At 63.3% G+C, this 18,508-nt stretch carries 17 protein-coding genes and 1 riboswitch; of the genes, 3 read left to right on the top strand and 14 right to left on the bottom strand.

The genetic code is table 11. The features are described from left to right. Window positions 1-44 precede the first annotated feature (44 nt). Window positions 45-2,348: a UvrD-helicase domain-containing protein gene (locus AC54AF_RS13835; RefSeq protein WP_496636987.1), complete on the bottom strand. Its 2,304-nt coding sequence runs from the start codon at window positions 2,346-2,348 to the stop codon at window positions 45-47. Window positions 2,349-2,463: 115 nt separating this feature from the next. Between AC54AF_RS13835 and AC54AF_RS13840 the strand changes: the two genes are divergently transcribed. Together AC54AF_RS13840 and AC54AF_RS13845 are read left to right on the top strand one after the other, a co-directional pair. Next, a complete protein-coding gene (locus AC54AF_RS13840; RefSeq protein ID WP_496636988.1) occupies window positions 2,464-2,739 on the top strand; it encodes a hypothetical protein in 276 nt (91 codons plus the stop codon). Next, window positions 2,736-3,260, top strand: coding sequence for a GNAT family N-acetyltransferase (locus AC54AF_RS13845; RefSeq protein WP_496636989.1), 525 nt, complete (start codon window positions 2,736-2,738; stop codon window positions 3,258-3,260). The genes AC54AF_RS13840 and AC54AF_RS13845 overlap by 4 nt, the downstream gene beginning before the upstream one ends. 13 nt (window positions 3,261-3,273) lie before the next feature. Here the strand turns inward: AC54AF_RS13845 and AC54AF_RS13850 are convergent, their stop codons facing one another. The 12 genes from AC54AF_RS13850 to AC54AF_RS13905 all read right to left on the bottom strand — a co-directional run bounded on the left by AC54AF_RS13850 (window position 3,274) and on the right by AC54AF_RS13905 (window position 15,051). After that, a complete protein-coding gene (locus AC54AF_RS13850; RefSeq protein WP_496636990.1) occupies window positions 3,274-4,128 on the bottom strand; it encodes a hypothetical protein in 855 nt (284 codons plus the stop codon). A 185-nt stretch (window positions 4,129-4,313) separates the two neighbouring features. Further along, window positions 4,314-5,420 (bottom strand): S-(hydroxymethyl)glutathione dehydrogenase/class III alcohol dehydrogenase, encoded by a 1,107-nt coding sequence (locus tag AC54AF_RS13855; RefSeq protein WP_102120082.1) that lies wholly within the window; start codon window positions 5,418-5,420, stop codon window positions 4,314-4,316. Between the two features lie 100 nt (window positions 5,421-5,520). After that, entirely contained in the window at window positions 5,521-6,153 is a 633-nt protein-coding gene (locus AC54AF_RS13860; RefSeq protein WP_034749164.1) for an ANTAR domain-containing response regulator, read from the bottom strand. A gap of 79 nt (window positions 6,154-6,232) precedes the next feature. Continuing rightward, on the bottom strand, window positions 6,233-6,844 hold the full coding sequence (gene thiE, locus AC54AF_RS13865; RefSeq protein WP_496636991.1) for a thiamine phosphate synthase: 612 nt from the start codon (window positions 6,842-6,844) through the stop codon (window positions 6,233-6,235). 10 nt (window positions 6,845-6,854) lie between these two features. Beyond that, entirely contained in the window at window positions 6,855-7,610 is a 756-nt protein-coding gene (locus AC54AF_RS13870) for a hydroxymethylpyrimidine/phosphomethylpyrimidine kinase (RefSeq protein ID WP_496636992.1), read from the bottom strand. Between the two features lie 8 nt (window positions 7,611-7,618). Beyond that, window positions 7,619-8,413 (bottom strand): thiazole synthase, encoded by a 795-nt coding sequence (locus AC54AF_RS13875; protein ID WP_496636993.1) that lies wholly within the window; start codon window positions 8,411-8,413, stop codon window positions 7,619-7,621. 25 nt (window positions 8,414-8,438) lie between these two features. Then, the gene (gene thiS / locus AC54AF_RS13880) at window positions 8,439-8,642 is read right to left on the bottom strand and encodes a sulfur carrier protein ThiS (protein WP_131688356.1); all 204 of its coding nucleotides are present in this window, start codon (window positions 8,640-8,642) and stop codon (window positions 8,439-8,441) included. 20 nt (window positions 8,643-8,662) lie between these two features. Beyond that, window positions 8,663-10,576: a phosphomethylpyrimidine synthase ThiC gene (thiC, locus tag AC54AF_RS13885; protein ID WP_496636994.1), complete on the bottom strand. Its 1,914-nt coding sequence runs from the start codon at window positions 10,574-10,576 to the stop codon at window positions 8,663-8,665. A gap of 79 nt (window positions 10,577-10,655) precedes the next feature. Then, window positions 10,656-10,771, bottom strand: a riboswitch (TPP riboswitch). A 105-nt stretch (window positions 10,772-10,876) separates the two neighbouring features. Next, window positions 10,877-11,134 carry a hypothetical protein gene (locus AC54AF_RS13890; RefSeq protein ID WP_131688314.1) on the bottom strand — a complete coding sequence of 86 codons (258 nt, stop codon included), beginning with the start codon at window positions 11,132-11,134 and terminating at the stop codon, window positions 10,877-10,879. Window positions 11,135-11,187: 53 nt separating this feature from the next. After that, on the bottom strand, window positions 11,188-11,994 hold the full coding sequence (locus tag AC54AF_RS13895; RefSeq protein ID WP_131688313.1) for a response regulator: 807 nt from the start codon (window positions 11,992-11,994) through the stop codon (window positions 11,188-11,190). 28 nt (window positions 11,995-12,022) lie between these two features. Continuing rightward, a complete protein-coding gene (locus AC54AF_RS13900) occupies window positions 12,023-14,266 on the bottom strand; it encodes a PAS domain S-box protein (RefSeq protein WP_496636995.1) in 2,244 nt (747 codons plus the stop codon). A gap of 44 nt (window positions 14,267-14,310) precedes the next feature. After that, window positions 14,311-15,051, bottom strand: a complete 741-nt coding sequence (locus AC54AF_RS13905; protein ID WP_131688311.1) for a helix-turn-helix domain-containing protein — start codon at window positions 15,049-15,051, stop codon at window positions 14,311-14,313. A 237-nt stretch (window positions 15,052-15,288) separates the two neighbouring features. On the opposite strand from AC54AF_RS13905, the gene AC54AF_RS13910 reads away from it, so the two are divergent. Then, window positions 15,289-17,373, top strand: a complete 2,085-nt coding sequence (locus AC54AF_RS13910) for a putative bifunctional diguanylate cyclase/phosphodiesterase (RefSeq protein WP_496636996.1) — start codon at window positions 15,289-15,291, stop codon at window positions 17,371-17,373. Window positions 17,374-17,382: 9 nt separating this feature from the next. Here the strand turns inward: AC54AF_RS13910 and AC54AF_RS13915 are convergent, their stop codons facing one another. Next, window positions 17,383-18,432, bottom strand: a complete 1,050-nt coding sequence (locus tag AC54AF_RS13915) for a porin (RefSeq protein ID WP_496636997.1) — start codon at window positions 18,430-18,432, stop codon at window positions 17,383-17,385. Between the last annotated feature and the right edge of the window lie 76 nt (window positions 18,433-18,508).

An 18,508-nucleotide genomic window follows, 5' to 3' on the forward strand; every position in this document is an offset into this window, starting at 1 on the left:
AATCCGACAACATTGTTAGCGCCCGCGTTGGTGTCGGATTACCTTCACAGCCGTTCCAGCTTGGCGATGCCGAGATCGAGCACCTTCATGCCGTGCTGGCCAAAATTGATTTGCGCGCGCGCATTGCCGCCACCGCCTTCGATGTTGACGATCACGCCTTCGCCGAACTTGGCGTGCGCCACCGATTCGCCGATGCGCCAGCCGGAACCGGGGGCTTTTTGCGCGATCTTTTGCGCAATCGCATTGTCCGAACCGAGGCTGGCCACCTTGGGCGCCTCGTCCCAGGCCGACTTGCGGTTGCCGAACCAGTTCGCCTGCACCTTCGGCGACAGCCATTTCAGCGACTCTTCCGGCAATTCGTCGAAGAAGCGCGATTTCATGTTGTAGCGCGTCTGGCCGTGCAGCATGCGCGTCTGCGAAAAGCTCATGTACAGCCGCTTGCGCGCGCGCGTGATGGCCACATACATCAGCCGGCGTTCTTCTTCCACGCCATTGTCTTCCTTCGAGCTGCTTTCGTGCGGGAACAGGCCTTCTTCCAGGCCGGTAATGAACACGTTGTCAAATTCCAGGCCCTTGGCCGAGTGCACCGTCATCATCTGCAGCGCATCCTGGCCCGCCTGCGCCTGGTTATCCCCCGCTTCCAGCGACGCGTGCGAGAGGAAAGCGGAGAGGGGCGACATCACGGCCGGCAGCGGCGCGTCCGCATCCAGAATCTCGATGCCATCCTGGTTGACGACGGGCGCGCCCGACTGCGCCTGGGCGGCTGGCCCCAGGTGGGCCGGTGCCGCCTGGCCGAAACCTTCTTCGGAAACGAACTGGCTGGCCGCGCTGACCATCTGCTCCAGATTCTCGATGCGGTCGGCACCTTCCTTTTCATTCTGGTAATGCTGCAGCAAGGTACTCGCTTCCAGCACCACGCGCACCATTTCCGGCAAGGATAGTTGCTGCGTTTCGAAGCGCACGCCTTCGATCAGTTTCACGAAGCCGGCCAGCACGCTGCCCGCCTTGCCCGCCACATACGGCACGGATGCGTATAGCGAGATGCCGTACTGTTCCGACGCAGCCTGCAATTGCTCGATCGAGCGCATGCCGATGCCGCGCGTAGGGAAATTGACCACGCGCAAGAAGGCCGAATCGTTGTGCGGATTGTCCATCAATTGCAAATAGGCAATCGCGTGCTTGACCTCGGCGCGCTGGAAGTAGCGCTGGCCACCATACACGTGGTACGGAATGCTGGCTGAAAACAGCGCATGTTCGATCACGCGCGACTGCGCATTCGAGCGGTACAAAATCGCGATTTCGCTGCGCGAAGCGCCATCGGCGATCAGGCTTTTCGCCTCTTCGATGATCCACTGCGCTTCCTGCAAGTCGGAACTGGCTTCGTACACGCGCACCTGCTCGCCATGGCCCGCGTCCGTGCGCAAATTCTTGCCCAGGCGCTTGCTATTGTTCGCGATCAACACGTTGGCGCTGTCGAGGATATGGCCGTGCGAGCGGTAGTTCTGCTCCAGCTTGATCAAGTTCTTTACCTGGAACTCGTGCTCGAAGGCGCTCATGTTGCCGACATTCGCACCGCGGAACGCGTAGATGCTCTGGTCATCGTCGCCGACGGCAAACAGGGCGCCGCCATCGCGGCTGCCGTGGCCGGCCAGCAATTTCAACCAGTTGTACTGCAGGTTATTCGTATCCTGGAACTCGTCCACCAAGATGTGGCGGAAGCGCGCCTGGTAATGTTCGCGCAGCGGCTGGTTGCGGCTCAGCAATTCATACGTGCGTAGCAGCAATTCCGCAAAATCGACGACGCCTTCGCGCTGGCACTGGTCGTCGTACAGCTGGTACAGCTCGACCATCTTGCGCTCGTGCGCGTCGTACGCTTCCACGTCCGTGGCGCGCAAGCCCTGGTCCTTGGCATTGTTGATGAAATACATCACCGTCTTCGGCGGGAATTTTTCATCATCGATATTGTTTGCCTTCAACAAGCGCTTGATCACGGACAACTGATCCTGCGAATCGAGGATCTGGAAGGTCTGCGGCAAGGCCGCATCGCGGTAATGCGTGCGCAGCAAGCGGTTGCACAGGCCGTGGAAGGTGCCGATCCACATGCCGCGCGTATTGATCGGCAGCATGGCCGACAGGCGCGTGAGCATTTCCTTGGCCGCTTTATTGGTAAACGTCACGGCCAGGATGCCGGGCGGCGATACCTGCTGGGTCTGGATCAGCCACGCGATGCGGGTGGTCAGCACGCGGGTCTTGCCCGAACCGGCGCCCGCGAGGATCAGCGCATGCTGGGCCGGCAGCGTCACGGCGGCCAATTGTTCGGGATTGAGGTTGTGAAGAAGATTTTGCATGCCGTGATTATACCGGCATGGCTAAAAATACTGTGCATTTGTCCAGCGGTCGCGCCGTATGCGCCGCGTGCGCGCTACAATCGGCATCACTGCACAGCTGACGAAAACGATGCCCATGACACCTCCCAGCCACCTCGATGGCGCCCGCGTACTGGCCTGGGCCTGGTCCGACCAGCCCTTCGGCCACGTCACCAGTGAACACGGCGCCGTCCCCATCGCCATCCACGGCCTGGCCATGTGCCGCTACGGGGACGAAGCGCACGTCTACCGTTTCAGCTGCGATGCGCGCTGGGAAACCGTGCAGGATGACGTGCATGCCAGCGAGGACGACGCCAGGGGGCAGTTGCCGGCGCAATACCGCGCCGTGGCCGCCGTGTGGAACACGCCATGAGCGACGCCATCCGCGCGGCCACCCGCGCCGACCTGCCGTTGCTGGCCCAGGTCGAGCGCAGCGCAGCGGCCCTGTTTGCCCAGGCCGGCCCCGAACTGGCGTGGCTGGCGCATGGTGAACCCTTGCCACTGGACACCTTGCAGGCGCTGCAGCAGGATGGCGGCGTGTGGGTGGCAGCCGATGGACAGGATGCGCCAGCGGGTTTCCTGGCCGCCCAGCCGCTCGACGGCCAGTTGTTCATCGTGGAATTGTCCGTTGCACTGGCGCAGCAACGGCAGGGACTGGGCGCGCGCCTGCTCGACACGGCGGCGGCCCATGCCCGGGCGCTGGGCTGCGCCAGCCTGACACTGAGCACGTATCGCCACCTGCCTTGGAACGCGCCCTACTATGCGCGCCACGGTTTCAGCGAAATCGAGGCCGCGGCGCTGGGCGCGGGGCACGCGCTCAAGCTGGCGCGCGAAGCGCAGGACGGACACGACCCGGCGCGGCGCTGCCTGATGCGCAAGCCACTGGCCCGCTGATTCAGCACATTCTTCAGCGCACGAGCTTGGCCTTGCCTTCGCTGAGTGCCTGGGCGATCACCTGGCGCGTGGTCTTGTCGGCTGCCTTGCTGGCCTTTTCCTGCTGGCGTCCCAGCGCTTCCATTTGCTTGCTCAGGGTTTCCATCGGCTTGCCGCGCTGATCCATCTGGCGCGACAGCGCATCCACCTTGTCCGCCTCGCGCTCATGCACGTCGGCGATGCGGTCGTTGATCTCTTCCATGGCGTCCTGCGCATCTTCCATCTGCTGCTGCAAGCGTTCCACCTCGCGCCCGGCCGCGCGGCGCGCCGTCTCCGTGCCCGCCTGCGCCTGGCGACGCGCCGCCGCTCCCATCTTGCGGCCCAGTTCCTGCTGCTGGCGGCCCAGCGCCTGCAACTGCGCCACATCGCGCGCGCCGCCGTTCGCCTGCGCCGCGCCATGGGCGCCCATCTTGCTGCCCAGCTCACCCATCGCCTTGCCATGCTCACTCATCTGCTTGCCCAGGCCGCTCATCTGCAAGCCCCGCTGCTGCGACGGCTTCCAGGCGTCGCGCACGCGGGCCAGCAGCGCGGCATCCTGCGTCACATAACCCTTGCCCTGGTCGCGGAACCACAGGAACTGCCCCTTGAGCGAGCGCTGCAGCTGCTTGATCTGCTGCCCATCGACATCGGTGCCGGCCATGGTGACGCTGTCCTCGCTGCTGTCGACGAGCGCATAGCCGTCGCCGCTGCCCATGGAAATATTGATCTGCTTGCTGGGTGCGGCCGGCGACGCGGGCGGCTGCGGCGGCTGCGGCGGCTGCACGGCCAGTGCGCTGCCGCCAAACAGGATACCGGCCAGGCTGAGGATCAAACGGTGGGAAGTGGACATGGCTGCCTCGTCGCAAAAGTAGTGGAGCGTTGACTCTAGCGGCAAGCGAACCTGGCCTCCAGCGCGGTGCGACAGGCTGCAAAAAAGCCTGCCTGGACGGCCAACACAGACGATGGATGGAAGCCGGGCAAAAAAAAAACGGAGGCCGCAGCCTCCGCAAAAACGCCGTGGTACGGCGTAAATTATTAGTACAGCACGACGGAGCGGATCGATTCGCCGCTCTTCATCAGGTCGAAGCCCTGGTTGATGTCGTCGAGCTTCAGGCGGTGCGTGATCAGGTCGTCAATGTTGAGCTTGCCTTCCATGTACCAGTCGACGATCTTCGGCACGTCCGTGCGTCCCCGCGCGCCGCCGAAAGCGGAACCTTTCCACACGCGCCCCGTCACCAGCTGGAACGGGCGCGTGGAAATTTCCTGGCCCGCCGCGGCCACGCCGATGATGATGGACTGGCCCCAGCCCTTGTGGCAGCACTCGAGCGACTGGCGCATGGTGGTGGTATTGCCGATGCATTCAAAACTGTAGTCGGCGCCGCCGTCCGTCAGCTGCACGATGGTATCGACAACGTTGTCCACCTCGTTGGCGTTGACGAAATGCGTCATGCCGAACTTGCGCGCGATGGCCTGGCGCGCCGGGTTGATGTCCACGCCGATGATTTTATCGGCGCCGACCATCTTCGCCGCCTGGATCACGTTCAGGCCGATGCCGCCCAGGCCGAACACCACCACGTTGGCGCCCGCCTCGACCTTGGCCGTAAACAGCACGGCGCCCACGCCCGTCGTCACGCCGCAGCCGATGTAGCAAACCTTGTCGAACGGCGCATCTTCGCGGATCTTGGCGAGAGCGATTTCCGGCACGACGATGTAGTTCGAGAAGGTGGAGGTGCCCATGTAGTGGAAAATGGGTTTGCCGTCGATGGAAAAGCGCGACGTCGCGTCCGGCATCAGGCCGCGGCCCTGCGTGGAACGGATCGACTGGCACAGGTTCGTCTTTTGCGACAGGCAGAATTTGCACTGGCGGCATTCCGGCGTGTACAGGGGGATGACGTGGTCATCCTTTTTCAGGCTTTTCACGCCCGGGCCCACGTCGACGACGATGCCGGCGCCTTCATGGCCGAGAATCGAGGGGAAGATGCCTTCCGGATCGGCGCCTGACAGGGTGTAGTAATCGGTGTGGCAAATGCCGGTGGCCTTGATCTCGACCAGTACTTCGCCCTCGCGCGGGCCGGCCAGGTCGACTTCCTCAATGGTCAAAGGCGCGCCCGCCTTCCATGCAATCGCTGCTTTGGTTTTCATGTGTGTCCTGTGTATGGTTGAACCAGGCGCGCCAGCGCGCCGTATCGCCACATCATAACAAGGCAGGCGCCGACGTGCCACGCCGACGCCGGTGCAACGCTTACTTGGTTTTCGCGCGATTGAGGAAGGCGCCGTGCAGGCCGTTCAGGGTTTCCTCGGCCAGCAGCAGCTGGCTGGCGATTTCATTGATCTTGCGGCGGCTGGAGCGGGCGTGGTCGCGCAGCACTTCGAACGCCGTGTTGCGGTCCGTCTGGAATTTTCCCATCAAGAGGCCCACGGCCAGACTCGTTTCGCGGCCGGCGGCCAGGGCCGCGTTCAGGTTCAGTTCGGTACGCCGCAGCTGGCGGATTTCATCGGCGCGCGCCAGGCCCGCTTCGAACGCCGGCATCAAGCGGCCCTCGTCGACGGGTTTCACCACATAGCCGACGGCGCCGTAGGCGGCCGCCTGCTTACCCGATTCGCTGTCGCCGCTGCCGGACAGGAACATGAACGGCACGGCCGTTTCGCCGTGCAGGCGCTTGGCCAGTTCCAGGCCGGACATGCCCGGCATATGGATGTCGAGCAAGGCTAAGTCGGGCTCGCGCTGGGCGATCAGCTGCAGCGCCACTTCGGCCGAATGGGCCAGGGCCGTCTCGTAGCCGGCATGGCGCAGGACTTCGCCGAGGAATTCCAACAGGAGCTGGTCATCGTCAACGATCAGGATAAGGCGTTTCGCGGCGGCTGGCTGGCTCATGGGTAAAGGGACCTCGGTAATGAATGATGTTCTTATTATATGCCGATTATTCTCCCAAACCAGCCTTGCACGCCCATGCTCATGCCGCGAACAAGTGATTGAATTGCTGCACCGCAATATCTATATCGTCTGCTTGATAGACGCTAGTGATGGCCGCCACCATGTCGGCCCCACGCGCCACCAGCGGCGCCGCGTTCTCGGGTGTCATGCCGCCGATCACCACGCAGGGCAAGGCGATCTCGCGCTTGGCCTGCAGCACGATATCGAGCGGCGTCGTCACCGGATATTTTTTCACCAGCGACGGATAGAAGCCGCCGAAGGCCACATAGCTGGCGCCGCCCGCCTCGGCCGTCCGCGCCAGGGCCAGGTCGCCATAGCAGGAGGCGCCGATGAGCTTATCCCTGCCCAGACGCGCGCGTACCTGCGCCACGGACGCATCCGTTCCGCCCACGTGCACGCCGTCCGCGTCGAGCTCTTCGCACAGTTCGATAAAATCGTTGATGATGAAAGGCACGCCATACTTGCGGGCCAGCGCCAGCAAGGCGCCAGCCTGTTCACGCCGCTGCTGCGCCTCGGCGCTCTTGTGGCGATATTGCAGCAGGGCCACGCCGCCGTGCAAAGCCTGTTCCGTGATATCGAGCAGGCGGTCGGTGTCATCCCAGTTCGGGGTGACCAGATACAGTCCACGCATGATGTTTTCCTTATTGAATGAATCGTTGCGGCATCAGCTGGCCTGGCGCAATCGCGTATGCGCCGGCCAGGGCCGCATGGCAATAGCGTTGCGCGCCATCGAGCGCCTCCTGCATCGGCAGGCCTTGCGCCAGGCGCGCGGCGATGGCCGACGCCAAGGTGCAGCCACTGCCGTGGAAGGCGCCGGGCAGGCGCGGCCAGCGCCATGTCTGCTCCCCGCCTCCGGCATCAAGCCAACGGTTGAGCACTTCCTCACCGTCGCCATGCCCGCCCGTCACCAGCACGTGCTGGCAGCCTTGCGCGCGCAAGTTTTCTGCGCCGCCGAGGGCCGCCGCTTCCGGCCCGTTCGGTACGATGACGGTCGTCAGCGGCAGCAAGGGCGCCAGTGCCAGCACGGCATCGTCCCGGCTGAGCACGTCGCCATGGCCGCTGGCCAGCACGGGATCGAGCACGACGGGTAAATCCGGCCGCTCCAGGCGCCATTGCGCGATCAGTTGCGCAATGACGGCCGCATTCGCGGCGCTGCCGGGAATGCCGATTTTCACGGCATGAATCGCCATCTTGTCGGTCAGGGCCAGCGCCTGCCGGCGCAGCAGCTCCGGCGCCACCGGCTGCACACCAAACACGCGGTCGTTGTCCTGCACCGTCAAGGCCGTGATGACGGGCAAGGCATGCGCGCCCTGCGCGGCAATCGCCACGATATCGGCGGCGATGCCGGCGCCGCCCGACGGATCGGCGCCGGCAAACACCAGCACAGTGTGGCGCATCGGCACCATCACGCCAGGCGGCCCGCCATCGGCGACGATGGCGAGGCGGCGAATTTGCGCGGCATGCGCCCCGCCAAAAAAGCTTCGCGCCCGGCCCGCACGGCCAGCTTCATCGCATGCGCCATGCGCACGGGGTCGCGCGCGCCGGCAATCGCCGTGTTCATCAGCACGCCATCGCAGCCGAGCTCCATGGCGATGGCCGCATCCGACGCCGTGCCCACGCCCGCATCGACGAGCACCGGCACCTTCGCCTGATCGATGATCAGCGACAAGTTCCACGGATTCAGGATACCCATGCCCGAACCGATCAGGGAAGCGAGCGGCATGACGGCCACGCAGCCGATGTCTTCCAAAATCTTCGCCTGGATGGGGTCATCGCTGCAGTAGACCATCACGTCAAAGCCATCCTTGACCAGCGCTTCGGCCGCGACCAGGGTTTCCGGCATGTGCGGAAACAGGGTCTTCTCGTCGCCCAGTACTTCGAGCTTCACCAGATTGCGCCCGCCCAAGAGTTCCCGCGCCAGCTGCAAGGTGTAGACGGCGTCTTTCGCGTTGTAGCAGCCGGCCGTGTTCGGCAATATCGTGTACTGGTCGGGCGGCACGAAATCGAGCAGGCTGGGCGCGTTCGGATCCTGGCCGATATTGACCCTGCGGATCGCCACCGTGATGATCTGTGCTTCCGCCGCGTCCGTCGCTTCGCGCGTCTGCGGCAAATCCTTGTACTTGCCGCTGCCGACCAGCAGGCGCGACTGGTACTGTTTTCCCGCGATGGTCAGCAGGTCGTTGTTTGTTGCGGTATGCATGTGCTTTTCCTTGTCTGTTTTCAACTTAACCGCCGCCGATGGCGCGCACGATCTCTACCTGGTCTTGTGTCTGCAAGACCTGTGCGGGCCACGCCTTGCGCGGCACGACGTTGCGGTTGACGGCCAGCGCCAGCGCCTGGTTTTCCAGCGACAGGGCGGCGATCAGCTGGTCGAGGGTTTGCCCGGTCGGCACCTGGTGCGGCGCGCCGTTGAGCGTGATCGGTATCAATGCAGTCATCACGCTCTCCTTCAGACCTTGCGGTACAGCTCGGCGCCGTTCTTGATGAATTCGATGGCTTTCACCTCCATCCCCTGCTGGAGCGCCTTGTCTTCCGCGATGCCCATGCCGGCCGCGTATTCGCGCACTTCCTGCGTGATCTTCATCGAGCAGAAGTGGGGGCCGCACATGGAGCAGAAATGCGCCACCTTGGCCGAATCCTTGGGCAAGGTTTCATCGTGGAATTCGCGCGCCTTGTCCGGGTCCAGGCCGATGTTGAACTGGTCATCCCAGCGGAATTCGAAGCGCGCCTTCGACAGGGCGTTGTCGCGGATTTGCGCGCCCGGATGGCCCTTGGCCAGGTCGGCCGCATGCGCCGCAATCTTGTAGGTGATGATGCCGTCCTTGACGTCGGCCTTGTTGGGCAGGCCCAGGTGTTCCTTCGGCGTCACGTAGCACAGCATGGCCGTGCCATACCAGCCGATCATGGCCGCGCCGATGCCCGAGGTGATGTGGTCGTAGCCGGGCGCGATGTCCGTCGTCAGCGGTCCCAGCGTGTAGAACGGCGCTTCGCCGCACTGCTCCAGCTGCAAGTCCATGTTTTCCTTGATCAGCTGCATCGGCACGTGGCCAGGGCCCTCGATCATCACTTGCACGTCGTGCTTCCAGGCCACCTGCGTCAGCTCGCCCAGGGTCTTCAGTTCGCCCAGCTGCGCCTCGTCGTTGGCGTCGTAGATGGAACCGGGGCGCAAGCCGTCGCCCAGCGAGAACGACACGTCATACGCCTTCATGATTTCGCAGATGTCTTCAAAATGCGTGTACAGGAACGATTCCTGGTGATGCGCCAGGCACCATTTCGCCATGATGGAGCCGCCGCGCGAGACGATGCCCGTCAGCCGCTTGGCCGTCATCGGCACATAGCGCAGCAGCACGCCCGCGTGGATGGTGAAATAATCGACGCCCTGCTCGGCCTGTTCAATGAGGGTGTCGCGGAAGATTTCCCAAGTTAAATCTTCGGCCTTGCCATTGACCTTTTCCAGCGCCTGGTAAATCGGCACGGTGCCGATCGGCACGGGGCTGTTGCGCACGATCCATTCGCGCGTCTCGTGGATGTGCTTGCCGGTGGACAGATCCATCACGTTGTCGCCGCCCCAGCGGATGGCCCAGGTCATCTTCTCCACTTCCTCGCCGATCGACGAGGTGACGGCCGAATTGCCGATGTTCGCGTTGATTTTCACCAGGAAATTGCGGCCGATGATCATCGGTTCCACTTCCGGGTGGTTGATGTTGGCGGGAATGATGGCGCGGCCGCGGGCGATTTCCTCGCGCACGAATTCGGCAGTAATTTCGGCCGGGATGCTGGCGCCGAACGACTGGCCCGGGTGCTGGCGGCCCATCAGCTCGGCCAGGCGCTCGCCCATGGGGCCGGAAGCCTTGAGCTCGCGCAAGTATTCCTGGCGGCGCATGTTTTCGCGGATGGCGACGAATTCCATTTCCGGCGTGATGATGCCGCGCCTCGCGTAATGCATTTGCGTCACGTTCTTGCCCGCAATGGCGCGGCGCGGCTTGCGGTGCAGGTTGAAACGCAGCTCGGCCAGCTTCGGGTCCGCCAGCCGGGCGATGCCGTAGTCGGAGGTGGGGCCGGGCAATTCCTCCGTGTCGGCGCGCTCCATGATCCACGGCAGGCGCGGCGTATCGAGGCCGGAGCGGATGTCGATCTGCACGTCCGGGTCCGTGTAGGGGCCGGACGTGTCGTAGACATAGATCGGCGGATTCTTTTCGCCGCCGAACGACGCTTCCGTGTCGGACTGGCGGATCTCGCGCATGGGCACGCGGATGTCGGGGCGGCTGCCTTCCACATAGATCTTGCGCGAATTGGGCAGCGGCGCGATGGCGGCTTCGTCGACCGTGGCGGTGGCGGAGAGGAATTTCGGGTTGGCGTTCATTTTGGCTCCTTGGCTAGACTATTTTTAAGCCTGGAGCCAGCTAAGGAGGTTCGGCTGCGCGCACGCGGAAAAGCGGGGTGCGTTCATCCTAAAGCTTCCCTTCGCTGGCATTATCCAGATCAGGTTCGGAGGGTATTTCTCACCCGCGCTTGCACTGTGTTTCCACAGCGAAAGGCAGGACCCCTAGCGTTTGCCGCCTTGCGGCAGCGAGCCAATTATACGCGGTTCACGCCGCGTGGCCAGATGATTTCTTGACGATGTCGTGTTTGTGCACCTGCTGCAATGCAGCAGATGCGGCGCCTACTTTTTCTTGCCCCAGCGCCAGCCGGTCGGTTCGCCCTTCAGCTGGCAGATGAAAATGAGCACGGCAACGATGGCCACTTCATAGACGATGTAGCCCACCAGCATGGTTTGCGGCGGGAACAGGAAAGCGCCGCAGGCGAACAGCGCCAGCGCGGCCAGGAATACCAGCCAGCCCTGCCAGGTGATGGGCAAGCCCCAGCCCCAGCCATAGGTCTTGGCGGGGAACCAGTATTGCGGTGGTGATTTGTCAGCCATGATGCTTTCCTTGTCGATATGGATGGCAGCAAGTATAAATCAACGGTCGGCAATCAAACAGTGCGATGGCGCTCCGTGACATCGAGGCCGATGCCGCGGTAGCCGATGAAGCGGCTGCCCGTATCGAACATCGGTTCGCCGCTGACCTGCAGGTACTGCGTGCTGCCGTCGAGGTTGGCGCGGCTGTAGATAAAATCGAGAAACGGTTCGCGCGCGGCAATTTTTGCATCGAGCAGCGCGCGCTCGGCCGCGTTCCAGCGCTGCGGTTCTTCCTCGCTGCCGATGCCCAGCATTTCAGCCACGGGGCCGGAAAAGCGCGTCAGATTACCCTGCGCATCCTGTTCCCAGTACCAGTCGGACGACAGTTCCGTGAAGCGCTGGAAACGCGCTTCGCTTTCGCGCAGCTCCGCCGTGCGTTCTTCCACCATTTGTTCCAGCGACTTGTTGTATTCGGCCAGCTTCTGGTACAACAAGCGCACTTCCAGCATGTTGTGGATGCGCGTTTTCACTTCCACCAGGTCGAAGGGCTTGCTGACGAAGTCCTTGGCGCCGGCCTGCAGCGCGCGCAACTTGTGGCCGGGCTGGGCCGTGATCACCAGCACGGGCAGATAGCTGCCCGCCTCGATGTCGCGCAAGCCTTCCATGACTTCGAAGCCATCCATTTCCGGCATCTGCAAGTCGAGCAGGATCAGGTCGTAGCGGTGCTGCTGGTGCAGCGCGCGCACGGCTTGCGGGTCCATGGTGGAGGTGATGCGCGTATAGCCGGCATTGCGCAGCACCTGTTCCAGCAGCATGACGTTCGCCTCCTGGTCATCGACGATGAGAATGCTGGCGTTCAGGATCTCGGTGGCTTGAAGCATGGCGGTATTCCTAAAAATAAGTGCTGAATTAGCGTACTGCGTGAATGTCGTCGGCCAGGCCGTGCGCGGCCGCATGGTGCAGGGCCACGTCGAGCGCATCCATGAATTCGACGACCTTGATCGGCTTGGTCAGGTAGCGGAAGAAGCCCGCTTCCAGGCCTTTCTCGATGTCGCGCGGCACGGCGTTGGCCGACAGGGCCATCACGGGAATATGGCTGGTGAGCGGGTCATCATGCAGGATATGCAAGGCGCCATAGCCGCTGATGCCAGGCAGGTTGATATCCATCAAGATCACGTCCGGCTGATACGTGCGCGCCAGGTCGATGCCCAGGTGCGCATCGATAGCCGTCAGCAGCTTCAAATCGCTGCGGCGGGCGATCAATTGCTCCACCAGCGCCAGGTTGGCGGGATTGTCTTCCACATACAGCAAGGTGCGCTGGATTTCCTGATTTTCCTGCACCACAGGCAAGACTTCGCCCTCCTCCAGGTGCAGCTCAGGCGCGCGCGAGGCCTTGAATTCCACCCAGAAGGTGGTACCCAGGCCCACCGTGCTATCGACGCCAATCTCACCGCCCATCAGTTCGACCAACTGCTTGGTGACGACCAGGCCGATGCCCGTGCCCTCTTCCGTGCTGCTTTCCTGACCCAGGCGGTTGAAAGGCTGAAACAGCTGACTCATCTGTTCGGCATTCAGGCCGGCGCCGCTGTCGGTGACGCTGGTGCGCACTTTGTCGCCGCGCTGGCGGCAATCGACTTTCACGCTGCCGCCGCTCTGGTTGTACTTGATGGCGTTCGACAGCAGATTGATCATCACCTGCTTGACGCGCGTACGGTCGGCATGCACATAGAAAGCCTGGCCGCAGCGGGGGAAATGCATGCTGATGCCGCGCTTTTCGGCCTGCGGCGCGATCATCGCCTGGCAATCCTGCAGCACGTCGAGCAAGGACATCGCTTCTTCCGACATGGTGACCTTGCCCGACTCGATCATGGCCAGGTCGAGGATTTCATTGATCAAACGCAAAAGATACCAGCCGCCCTTGAGGATCTGGTCGATCGAGCGCTGCTGCGGCACGCTCGGCGCCGGCGTCTCGGACGCCATCAGCTGGGCAAAGCCCAGCACGGCGTTCAGGGGCGTGCGCAATTCATGGCTCATGCTCGACAGAAACTCGGACTTGGCCAGGTTCGCCTTTTCCGCCGCCTGGCGGGCCTTTTCCATTTCGATATTCGTGTCTTGCAAAGCCAGTTCGAACTGCTTGCGCTCCGTCACGTCGCGGGCGGCGGCAAATACGCCCTGCAGCTTGCGGTTGCGGTCGTGGAAAGTCGAGGCGTTGTATGACACCACCGTCTGCTTGCCGTCGCGCGCCAGGGCCGTCAGCTCGTAATTGGTCAACTTTCCTTCACGCAACACGCGCGCGATGGCTTCCTCGGCCCGTTCCGGTTCCGTAAAGTAATTCTTGCACGGCGCGCCAATCAATTCGTCGCGCGTGCAGCCCGTCAACGCTTCCATTTGCTGGTTGACGTCGCTGATGATGCCGCGCGGATCCGTCGTCATCAGGGCGTCGATATTCGATTCGATCAGCGAGCGCGTATAGAACTGCTGTTCGCGCAAGCGCTGATCCAGCAGCGCCTGTTCCGCTTCGACCTGCTTGCGCGCCGTGTTGTCGGTGCCGATCAGCAAGTAACCGATGACCTTGCTCTGCGCGTCGCGCAGGGCCGTCACGGAAACCATGGCAGGAAAACGGCTGCCATCCTTGCGGATATACGTCAGTTCATACACGTCTTCGATGCCGCGCGAGGCCTTGAACACGAGCGCTTCCACGCCGGGCGTGATGACGGTGTCGAGTTCGGCACTGAGGGCGGCGGCGCGCGCGATGATTTCTTGCGCGTCGGAAATGCCGGCCGGCGTCAGCTTGTCGACCACGTCGCTGGCTGCATAGCCGAGCATGCGTTCGGCGCCCACATTGAAAATCTGGATCACGCCCTGCGCATCGGTGGCGATGCAGGAGAAATTGGCGCTATTGAAAATCGCATCCTGCAAGGCGCCCGCCTTGAGCAGCTGACGCGGCAGGCTGGCCGCCACCGTGCGCCGGTACAGCGCCGCCAGCAGCATCAGCAACAGGAAGACCAGCGCGTCAATGACGCATGCCGTCTCGAACGGTGCGCGCCAGGCCAGCACGCCGACGGCCAGCAGCACGATGGCACTGAAGGAAAACGCCAGCGCCATGGGCCAGCGCGAAGCGACGCCGGTGGGAATTTTTTCAACAGATTGCATGAGGTAGCCTGGGCTGTGACAACGATAGGAAGGAAATGCGGTGATCAGGAACCTTGGCGCTGGCGCACGTCCGATAGCAGGCGCGTGAATTCCTTCTTCACCACGCCATAGCATTCGCACACATGGCCTTCGAGTCCGGCGCGGTCCAGCACGGAGATATGGCCGCGCCGGTAGCTGATGAAGCCGCGCGTCTGCAGGCGCCCGGCCGCTTCCGTCACGCCTTCGCGGCGCACGCCCAGCATGTTGGCAATCAACTCCTGCGTCATCGTCAGCTCGCGGTTCGGCAGGCGGTCCATGGTCAGCAGCAGCCAGCGGCACAGCTGCTGCTCCACCGTATGGTGGCGGTTGCACACGGCCGTTTGCGACATTTGCGTGATCAGGGCTTGCGTATAGCGCAGCAGCAAGCGCATGACGGGACCGGCGCGGTCGAATTCCTCCATCAGCAGATGGGCCTTCAGCCGGTAGCCGACGCCGCCCGTCTGCACGACGGCGCGGCTCGGCGTCGAGTTCCCGCCCATGAACAGCGACACGCCCACGACGCCTTCATTGCCGACGCCGGCAATCTCCGACGAGCCGCCGTTTTCCAGCAGGTAGTGAATGGAAACGATGGCCGTGGTGGGGAAATACACATGCTGCAGCTTGTCGCCCGAATCGTAGATCACATCACCGAGCAGCATGGAGACCTGCTCCAGGTGGGGGGCCAGGCGCGCGAAATCGGCGTCAAGCATGGCGGCGAGCAAATGGTTTTGATTCGGGTTGTGCAGCTGGGCATGCGGACTCGACATGGGCAATTTTCCTGGTTTCCAGTCGTCAGCTAGGGGATCAATGAAAGGCGGCCGAACGAGGGGCACCATATAGTGCAGCGTAACACAGCGCTGCCACAGTGCCCCGACTATATTTCTTGTCGGCATCGCCGTCCGTTCGCCAGCGAACGGACGGTCAGGCACTCCGCGCCCTACAGTCAGTCACTGTCAGGGCTGCCGTATCACGGATCGGCGCCGGCACTGCTACCGGACGCCATCATGCAATCATTCTTCAAACGTATCTCCATTTCCGTTTCCACCTCGGCCCTGATCACCCTGGCGGTCGGGCTGTGCCTGACGGCCCTGTGCTACGCCTCGGCGCGCCAGATCGAGTCGGAAAGCACACGGCTGCTGCTGCAGTACCACACCAGCGGACACACGCTGCGCGCCGCCATGCTGCCCGCCAACGGCATGAGCCTGGATGCGAACCATCGCGGTTCCCTGTACGTGCTGCTGGGCGGACTGCTGTCAAGCCTGCTGGCAACGGCGTATGTGTTTCAGCTGGTGTCGCGCAATTCCGTGATTGCGCGCATCACGGGCGAACGCACGGCGGCGCTGCAGTTTGCCAATTTGCGCCTGTCTGAAGACATCGCTGCGCGCATGCACAATGAAAAGTCATTGCGTTTGCGCGAACGCATCATCGAAGTATCGGCCAACGCCATCATCCTGTGCAGCGCCGACGCGCCGGGCTATCTGATCGAATACGTCAACCCCGCCTTCGAGCGCATCACCGGCTATGCGGCCGGCGAAGTCATCGGCCAGCGCCTGGAAGACTTGCAAGGTCCCGAGCAAGGGCGGCAAGACATGCACGCGATTACGGCGGCCCTGCGCGAACAGCGCGAAGGCAAGGCCATCGTGCGCAATTTCCGCAAGGATGGCAGCAGCTACTGGAGCGAGCTGTTCGTCGCACCCGTGCGCGACGATGGCGATGGCGCGCTCAGCCACTTTGTCGTGGCGCAATACGACATCAGCACCGTCATGCGCTTCGAACAGGAGATGGAATTCCAGGCCAGGCACGACATCCTGACGGGCCTGGCCAACCGGGCCCTGCTGCGCGAACGGCTGGAGCTGGCGATGGCCGTGACGCGGCGCAGCGGCCTGCCCCTGTGGGTGGTCTTCATCGACCTCGACCGCTTCAAATTCGTCAACGATACCCTGGGCCATGATGCGGGCGACCTGGTGCTGAAAAGCGTGGCCGTGCGCCTGCGCGACGCCACGCGCGAAGTCGACACGGTGGCGCGCCTGGGCGGCGACGAATTCGTGCTGCTGCTGCCCCAGCATGGCAATGGCGAACCGGGCGCCGCCATCCTGCAGCGCATCCAGGATGCCGTGGCGCAGCCGCTGCAACTGGGCGAGTATGAATTCTTTCTCAGCTGCTGCATGGGCGTGGCCGTGTATCCCGACGATGGCCAGAATGCAGACACCTTGATCAAGCACGCCGACATCGCCATGTACCGCGCCAAGGAACAGGGACGGGGCCAATGGCAATTCTATGCCTCGGGCATGAATGCGGGCACTCTGGAGCGGCTGGGGCTGGAGAGCGAATTGCGCCACGCCCTGGAGCGCGGGCAGTTTCACCTCGAATACCAGCCTCAGCTGGACTTGGCCAGCGGCAAGGTAGTGGGTATGGAAGCGCTGCTGCGCTGGCACCATCCGCAGCTGGGACGCATTCCGCCTGCCAGCTTCATCGGCCTGGCCGAGGAAATGGGCTTGATCACCCCCATCGGCGACTGGGTGCTACGCACGGCGTGCGCCCAGACGCGCGCCTGGCAACTGGCCGGCCATGGCCCGCTGCGCCTGGCAGTCAACCTGTCGGCGCGGCAATTCAAGCAAAGGAATCTGCTGCACGCGGTGGCGCAGGCGCTGGCCGAGACCGGCCTCGACGCCGCCCATCTGGAACTGGAATTGACGGAAAGCATGGTCATGCATAACGTGGAGCAAGCCACGGCCATCATGGCCAACCTGAAGGCGCTGGGCGTGCAACTGTCCATCGACGACTTCGGCACCGGCTATTCCAGCCTGGCCTATCTGCGCCACTTCCCCATCGACGTGCTGAAAATCGACAAGACTTTCGTCAGCGACATCACGCACAGCGACGACGATGCGGCCATCGTGCGCGCCATCATTTCGCTGGCGCACAGCTTGCGCCTGAAAGTGATCGCCGAAGGCGTGGAAACGGCGCAGCAGCTGGCCTTCCTGCGCCAGCAAGGCTGCGACCAGATGCAGGGCTACCTGTTCAGCCGACCCCTGGCCGCCCCCGCCTTCGAAGCGCTGTTGCACGAAGGCAGCATGCTGCCCGCTTAGCGTGACGGTTTAAAACGCGTGGCGCAGGCCGATGTTGAAGGCGCGGTTGCCGCTGCCCACTTCCGTCGCATTGCCCACCATGTAGGCGGCGTCATTGCGGTTGCGGATGTGCGCGTAGGCAAGATACACCTTGCTGCGCTTGGACAAGGCATACGTGGCGCCGATGGCCAGCTGCTGCGCATCGCGGTTGGCAGCATCGCGGTCGTCCTTGTGGATGAACGAGGCCAGCAAGGTCGTCGCGCCAAGCGGCACGGACACACCGACGATGGCGTCGCGGCTGTCGCTCGATTGCGCCGGGGCCTGCGCTGCGCCATACGGATTTTCCGCAAAGAACATGGTGCTGCCATCGCCCGTGTTGCGACCATAGCCGGCAAACGCGGTGGCCACGCCAAAGTTGTAGTTACCGGCCAGGATGGTGTTGTTGACGTCGGCCTTGCCCGGCTCGCCGCCACGGCTCTGGCGCGCCAGGCGCAAGGTCAGGGGGCCGTTGACATAGCCGAGGGCCAGGCCCAGCGAGCGTTGATCTGCCGCCATCCCCGTGTGTTCGCCGGCACCATACATGACGGTGCCAGTCACGCCGCGCCACTCCGGCGACGTGTAGCGCACGGTATTGTCGATGCGCGTGGCCGAATAGCCGGCCAGGTTGGTCGAAGCACCGGCCATGCCGCCCTCAAACGGGTCGGCCACGTCCGTCAGCGCCTGGCTTTGCAGGTTGTACTGGCGGCCCACGGTCAGCATGCCCAGAGGACTGTTGAGGCCGACAAATGCCTGGCGGCCAAACAACTGGCCAGCCTGGTCGGAGCGGCCCGTGTCGCTCAGCACACCCGCTTCCAGGGTGAACACGGCTTGCAAGCCATTGCCCAGGGATTCCGTGCCGCGCAGGCCGAGGCGCGAGCCGGCCGACACGCCGCTGGTGAGCTTGCTGATACCGCGCTCCTGCACCAGGCCCGCATCCATCAAGCCATACAGGGTGACGGACGACTGGGCGTGGGCGGCAGGCATGGCGCCCACGCTGGCGATGGACGAAACGAGGCCGAGGGTGATCGAGATTTTTTTCATGCTGGTTTCCTTGTAAAGGCAAAACCGGGAAAGCGCGCGGCCATGGCGCGGCCGCAGGCGTCAAGGCGCGCTGTAG

It is taken from the genome of Janthinobacterium sp. JF4 (assembly GCF_059617925.1).

Coding starts and splice junctions, on each gene's coding strand:
- thiC (WP_496636994.1), bottom strand. CDS start 10,576: ATGAACGCCAACCCGAAATTCCTCTCCGCCACCGCCACGGTCGACGAA.
- AC54AF_RS13890 (WP_131688314.1), bottom strand. CDS start 11,134: ATGGCTGACAAATCACCACCGCAATACTGGTTCCCCGCCAAGACCTAT.
- AC54AF_RS13910 (WP_496636996.1), top strand. CDS start 15,289: ATGCAATCATTCTTCAAACGTATCTCCATTTCCGTTTCCACCTCGGCC.
- AC54AF_RS13855 (WP_102120082.1), bottom strand. CDS start 5,420: ATGAAAACCAAAGCAGCGATTGCATGGAAGGCGGGCGCGCCTTTGACC.
- AC54AF_RS13860 (WP_034749164.1), bottom strand. CDS start 6,153: ATGAGCCAGCCAGCCGCCGCGAAACGCCTTATCCTGATCGTTGACGAT.
- AC54AF_RS13850 (WP_496636990.1), bottom strand. CDS start 4,128: ATGTCCACTTCCCACCGTTTGATCCTCAGCCTGGCCGGTATCCTGTTT.
- AC54AF_RS13845 (WP_496636989.1), top strand. CDS start 2,736: ATGAGCGACGCCATCCGCGCGGCCACCCGCGCCGACCTGCCGTTGCTG.
- AC54AF_RS13895 (WP_131688313.1), bottom strand. CDS start 11,994: ATGCTTCAAGCCACCGAGATCCTGAACGCCAGCATTCTCATCGTCGAT.
- AC54AF_RS13835 (WP_496636987.1), bottom strand. CDS start 2,348: ATGCAAAATCTTCTTCACAACCTCAATCCCGAACAATTGGCCGCCGTG.
- thiE (WP_496636991.1), bottom strand. CDS start 6,844: ATGCGTGGACTGTATCTGGTCACCCCGAACTGGGATGACACCGACCGC.
- AC54AF_RS13870 (WP_496636992.1), bottom strand. CDS start 7,610: ATGCGCCACACTGTGCTGGTGTTTGCCGGCGCCGATCCGTCGGGCGGC.
- AC54AF_RS13900 (WP_496636995.1), bottom strand. CDS start 14,266: ATGCAATCTGTTGAAAAAATTCCCACCGGCGTCGCTTCGCGCTGGCCC.
- AC54AF_RS13915 (WP_496636997.1), bottom strand. CDS start 18,432: ATGAAAAAAATCTCGATCACCCTCGGCCTCGTTTCGTCCATCGCCAGC.
- AC54AF_RS13840 (WP_496636988.1), top strand. CDS start 2,464: ATGACACCTCCCAGCCACCTCGATGGCGCCCGCGTACTGGCCTGGGCC.
- AC54AF_RS13875 (WP_496636993.1), bottom strand. CDS start 8,413: ATGCATACCGCAACAAACAACGACCTGCTGACCATCGCGGGAAAACAG.
- AC54AF_RS13905 (WP_131688311.1), bottom strand. CDS start 15,051: ATGTCGAGTCCGCATGCCCAGCTGCACAACCCGAATCAAAACCATTTG.